A 3,810-nucleotide genomic window follows, 5' to 3' on the forward strand; every position below is an offset into this window, starting at 1 on the left:
TGAGCCGGCGAGACGCCGGCGGTCCGCAAGAGCGTGAGAAGACGCGCCACTGGAGTGGCGCGCCCCCAGCTATGAATGCCGTCGTTTCAACGCCGCGGCAAACCACAATCCCAGCGCTGGCAGCACCACCGCCGCTGCCCAGAACACCGGCGGTGCGCCCCAGCGGTCGACAATCGGCGCGGCGATGGGCACGCCGATAGCCTGGCCGACGAACAGGCAGAGCGCGAACAGCGCCATGGCCGCGCCGCGCGCTTCCGGCGCCATCTGCGTGCCGTGGGTCTGCAGCGTGTTGTGCAGCATGTAGAAGGAAACGCCCGACAGCATGATGCCGGCGAACTCGACCTCGGGCGAGGGGGCCAGCGCCATGGTGGCGAAGGCGATGCCGAGGCCGAGACCGCCCCAGATGCAGAGACCGCGTTCGCCCAGCAGGCGCACGAGCTGCGGCGCCACCAGCACATAGGCAAAGCCGCCCGCGCCGAACGCTGCGACCGCGAGCCCGATGGCGGCGAACCCCATGTCGAAGCGTTGGTGCAGATCGGCGCCGACAAAGGTGAAGGCGCCCCAGAAGGTGCCGCCTTCCAGCGCCACCACCAGCACAACGGTGATCACCCAGCGCCGCCGCAGCACCTTGAGCATCTGGGCGATCATCGAGCCCTGCTGGCCGCCCGTCGGCCGCGCCACGTCGGGATGGGCGCGCATGACGCCGAACAGGGCGCCGCCCGCCGTGACGTAGATGGCCGCCAGCACCCAGAACACCGAGCGCCAGCCCAGCCAGTCGCCGAGCGCACCACCCAGCGCGGCGCCGGTCATCAGGCCGAGCGTCTGGCCCGTGAGGAAGCGGGCCAGCACCGCCTGGCGGCGCTCGTAGCTGACGTTGTCGCCGAGCCAGGCGATGGCGAGTGGAATGATGGCCGAGCCCGTGACGCCGGTCAGGAAGCGCGCCGCCGTCAGCCAGGCGAGCGAGTCCGCCATGGCGCTCAGCAGGCAGCACAGCGCGGCGGTGAGGCAGGCGATGGCGACCACCGGCATCTTGCCGTAGCGGTCGCCGAACGGGCCGTGCACCAGCACGAACACGCCGTTGGCGAACAGGAAGGACGTGGCCGCGATCGAAGCCGCGCCGACACTGACGCCGAAGGTGGCGGCAAGCTGCACCAGCAGGGGATCGACGACGCGCATGTTGGCGGCAGAAGCGAACGCCGCCACGGACAGCAGCACGATGGCCAAAGTCGGGGCCCGCGCCGGCGGCGGTCTCGCTGCCGAAGCGGGCGGACTCATGTCAACCCGGTTAACGGCTCGTCCGGCAAAAGGAAAGGACTCTTGGCGGGCAGCAGCATTGACCTATGGTGGCGGCATGCTGGAAGAAATCCTGGTTCTCGTCCGCGATCCCAACGCCTGGGCGGCGCTGGTGACGCTGGTGGTCATGGAAGTCGTGCTGGGCATCGACAACCTGATCTTCATTTCCATCCTGACCAACAAGCTGCCGGAGCATCAGCGGTCGAGCACCCGCCGGATTGGCATAGGACTTGCGGTGATCCTGCGGCTCGGCCTGCTGAGCGGCGTGGCCTATATCGCACAGCTTACGACGCCGTTGTTCTCGCTGTTCGGCCACAGCTTCTCCTGGCGTGACCTGATCCTGATCGCGGGCGGTCTTTTCCTGATCTACAAGGCGACCAGCGAGATTCACGACCATGTCGCGGCCGACGACGACACCGAGGCCGCCGGGCGGGCGGTGCAGGCCACGGTGACGGGCGTGATCGGCCAGATCCTGATCCTCGATCTGGTGTTCTCGCTGGACAGCATCATCACCGCGGTCGGCATGACCGACGATATCCCGATCATGATCGCGGCGGTGATCATCGCTGTCGCCATGATGCTGCTGGCGGCCGATCCGCTGGCCGGATTCATCAACAAGAATCCGACCATCGTCATGCTGGCGCTGAGCTTCCTGCTGATGATCGGCATGACGCTGATCGCCGACGGCGTCGACGTGAAGGTGCCCAAGGGGTACATCTATGCCGCCATGGCGTTCTCCGCCCTGGTCGAGGCGCTGAACATGCTGGCACGTCGCGCGGAGCGAAAACGCCGGCCGCTCAGGACACGACCGCGCTGACAAGCCCGCAGGCGGCGCTTAAGCTCGCCGCCATGAAGCTCAAGGCCCCATGAAACTGAGGGATCGCGTGGCGATCGTCACCGGCGGGGCGTCCGGCATCGGCGCTGCGTCGGCGCGCCTGTTCGCGGCCGAAGGCGCCAGGCTCGCCCTGGTCGATCAGGACGAGGTCGGGCTGGGCCAGGTCGCGGCTGACATCGAGGCGGCCGGCGGCAGCGCCATCATCATTCCCGCCGACGTCAGCAGCGATGCCGAGGCGCGCGCCGGCGTCGACCGGGTGATCGAGAAATGGGGCCGCGTCGACGTGCTGCTGACGGCGGCCGGCCTGTCGAGCGGCGGCACGGTCGACACGATCGAAGAAGCGGCCTGGGATCGTACCTTCGCGGTCAACGTCAAGGGCACATATCTCTGGATCCACTACGCCATCAAGTCGATGATCGAGAACCGCTCCGGCGTCATCGTCACCATCGGCTCGCAGCTTGCGCAGTCGAGCCCGGGCAAGAACGCGGCGTACATCGCCTCCAAGGGCGCCATCGCCTCGTTCACCAAGACCATGGCGGTCGATCACGCGGCGCAAGGCATTCGCGTCAACGCGCTGATGCCGGGCGTCATCGACACGCCGATGCCGGCGCGCTCGCTGAAGCGCTATGCCGATCCGGAAGCCATGAAGACCTTCTGGAAGCACCGCCATCCCATGGGCCGCATAGGCAAGCCGGAGGAGGTGGCGCGCGCCGCGCTTTTCCTGGCGAGCGACGACTCGTCCTTCGTGACAGGCACGCTGCTGTTCGTCGACGGCGGCTGGACGGCGCACTGATGGCAAAGAAGCTCACTCCCGAACAGATCGCAGGCTACGAGCGGGACGGCTATGTCTGTCCGGTCGATGCCTTCTCGCCGGAACGGGCGCGCGCCTGGCGCGACAGGATGGAGGCCTTCGAACGCGCCCAGGGCCAGAAGATGACTCGCGGCCACAATTTCAAGCCGCATCTGCTGTTCCCCTGGGTCGACGAGATCGTGCATGCGCCCGAGGTGCTGGACGCGGTCGAGGACCTGATCGGTCCGGACATCCGTCTGTTCCATCTCACCGTCTGGCCTAAGGATGCGGGCTCGGGCGCCCATGTGAGCTGGCACCAGGACGCGACCTACTTCGCCCTCGAGCCGGCCTGCCATGTCACTGCCTGGGTGGCCTTGACCGACGCGCCGATCGAGGCGGGCTGCATGGAGGTCGTGCCGGGCTCGCACAAGCTCGGCCAGCTGCCGCACGCCGAGCTGCAGAATACCGAGAACCTGCTGTCGCGCGGCCAGACCCTCGCGGTCGACGTCGATCGCCAGCGCACGGCCTTCATGCCGGTCAAGGCCGGCCAGTTCTCGCTGCACCACACGCATCTGGTGCACAATTCGCGGCCCAACCGCTATCACGACCGGCGCATCGGCCTCGGCATCAGCTACATCCCGACCTCGGCGCGCTGCACGGCCCGCAATCGCGTCACTGCCATGCTCGTGCGCGGCAAGGACGAATACGGGAACTTCGACGATGAGCGGCGGCCGGTCGAGGAGGCGGGTCCTGCCGAGCGCGCGTTCCACGCCGAGGCCGAGGCGCGCTTCCGGGCGATGAATGCCGTGGAGTCGGAAGAGAACAAGGTCGCCGTTGTGAAACGCTAAGATCAATGGACCGCGGGCCTCCTGGCCCGCTCATGATCATGATG

The 3,810-nt window shown here is 67.6% G+C and carries 4 protein-coding genes; 3 read left to right on the forward strand and 1 reads right to left on the reverse strand.

Annotation, left to right across the window (positions count from 1 at the left end; translation table 11 throughout):
• Window positions 1-69: 69 nt before the first annotated feature.
• Window positions 70-1,215 (reverse strand): MFS transporter, encoded by a 1,146-nt coding sequence (locus RSO01_RS46165; protein ID WP_170303893.1) that lies wholly within the window; start codon window positions 1,213-1,215, stop codon window positions 70-72.
• A gap of 139 nt (window positions 1,216-1,354) precedes the next feature.
• Between RSO01_RS46165 and RSO01_RS46170 the strand changes: the two genes are divergently transcribed.
• From RSO01_RS46170 to RSO01_RS46180, 3 genes are read left to right on the forward strand one after another with little or no spacing between them, the layout of a single operon-like run.
• Complete coding sequence (locus RSO01_RS46170) at window positions 1,355-2,110, forward strand: TerC family protein (protein WP_147157374.1); 756 nt, start codon at window positions 1,355-1,357, stop codon at window positions 2,108-2,110.
• A gap of 49 nt (window positions 2,111-2,159) precedes the next feature.
• Window positions 2,160-2,921, forward strand: coding sequence for an SDR family oxidoreductase (locus tag RSO01_RS46175; protein ID WP_147157372.1), 762 nt, complete (start codon window positions 2,160-2,162; stop codon window positions 2,919-2,921).
• Window positions 2,921-3,766: a phytanoyl-CoA dioxygenase family protein gene (locus RSO01_RS46180; RefSeq protein ID WP_147157373.1), complete on the forward strand. Its 846-nt coding sequence runs from the start codon at window positions 2,921-2,923 to the stop codon at window positions 3,764-3,766. The genes RSO01_RS46175 and RSO01_RS46180 overlap by 1 nt, the downstream gene beginning before the upstream one ends.
• Window positions 3,767-3,810 lie beyond the last annotated feature (44 nt).

It is taken from the genome of Reyranella soli, assembly GCF_007992495.1.
GTDB lineage: Bacteria > Pseudomonadota > Alphaproteobacteria > Reyranellales > Reyranellaceae > Reyranella > Reyranella soli.

Bases quoted from the DNA above. Each gene is read 5' to 3' on its own strand.
- RSO01_RS46175 (WP_147157372.1), top strand. From the start codon at position 2,160: ATGAAACTGAGGGATCGCGTGGCGATCGTCACCGGCGGGGCGTCCGGC.
- RSO01_RS46180 (WP_147157373.1), top strand. From the start codon at position 2,921: ATGGCAAAGAAGCTCACTCCCGAACAGATCGCAGGCTACGAGCGGGAC.